General features: G+C 66.1%; 2 protein-coding genes. Both read right to left on the bottom strand.

The features are described 5' to 3' along the window. The coding region (locus tag AC5Y21_RS26000; RefSeq protein ID WP_499917025.1) for an IS3 family transposase at window positions 1-463 on the bottom strand (463 nt) is incomplete at its 3' end. Window positions 464-513: 50 nt separating this feature from the next. Continuing rightward, on the bottom strand, window positions 514-795 hold the full coding sequence (locus AC5Y21_RS25995; protein WP_499917023.1) for a transposase: 282 nt from the start codon (window positions 793-795) through the stop codon (window positions 514-516). Window positions 796-844: the final 49 nt, after the last annotated feature.

The following is an 844-nucleotide window of genomic DNA, read 5'->3' as shown; positions in this document are numbered from 1 at the left end:
CGGTCTTGAGCTCCTCGACGAGCGCCTCGCCGGTGATGGATCGCTCCACCAGGCTCAGCAACGACTCTCGGGTGTGCTCGTCGACCATCGAGGCGATCTTGATGGCCTTGCCGTCGATGGTGGAGTCGAACTGGAAGTCGATCGCCCACACCACCTTCGGCGCATCGGCGACGACCGGCGGCACCGAGGAGACCCCGGCCCGCTTGCGCGGGCTGCGCACGCGCACCTGCAATCCCTCCTGGCGCCAGAGCCGGTGGATCTTCTTCTTGTTGACCTCACGGCGCTCGTCGTAGCGCAGCGCCGCCCACGCACGCCGGAACCCATGGCAGGGGTGTTTGATGGCGTAGCCGCGCAACCAGGCCCTCAGCTCGGCGTCAGGATCGGTCGGGGTCTGCGCCAAAGGCAGGCGGCGGTAGGTGGAGCGGGTCAGCCCAACAGCCTTGCACGCCAATCGTTCCGACATACTCAACGTCTCCTTGAGCATGTCCACGGCGCGACGCTTGGCAGCTGGGCTCAGAATTTTCCCTTGGCGACCTCCCGCAACGCGTCCTTCTCCAGCTCGGCCTCGGCGAGTAGCCGCTTGAGGCGGGAGTTCTGCTCCCGCAGCTCCCCGAGCTCCTTCGCGGCGTCAGTGTCCATCCCGCCGTAGGCGCGCCGCCAGTTGTACAACGTCGCCGGCGACACCTGCAGTTCGGCGGCGATCTCCTCACCAGTCTTGCCCTCAGCAGCCAGCTCATCCGCACGGCGCAGCTTGCGCACGATGTCCTCCGCGGAATTCCGCTTCCGACCAGCCATGTGTTCATCGTCCCTTCTGACCCGACCTCGGGTCACAGGACTCTAAAAC

The sequence above is a fragment of the Mycobacterium sp. NGS41 genome (assembly GCF_059812725.1).
Note: the sequence above shows the minus strand (reverse complement) of the source record. Positions and strands in the feature narration are given on the sequence as shown.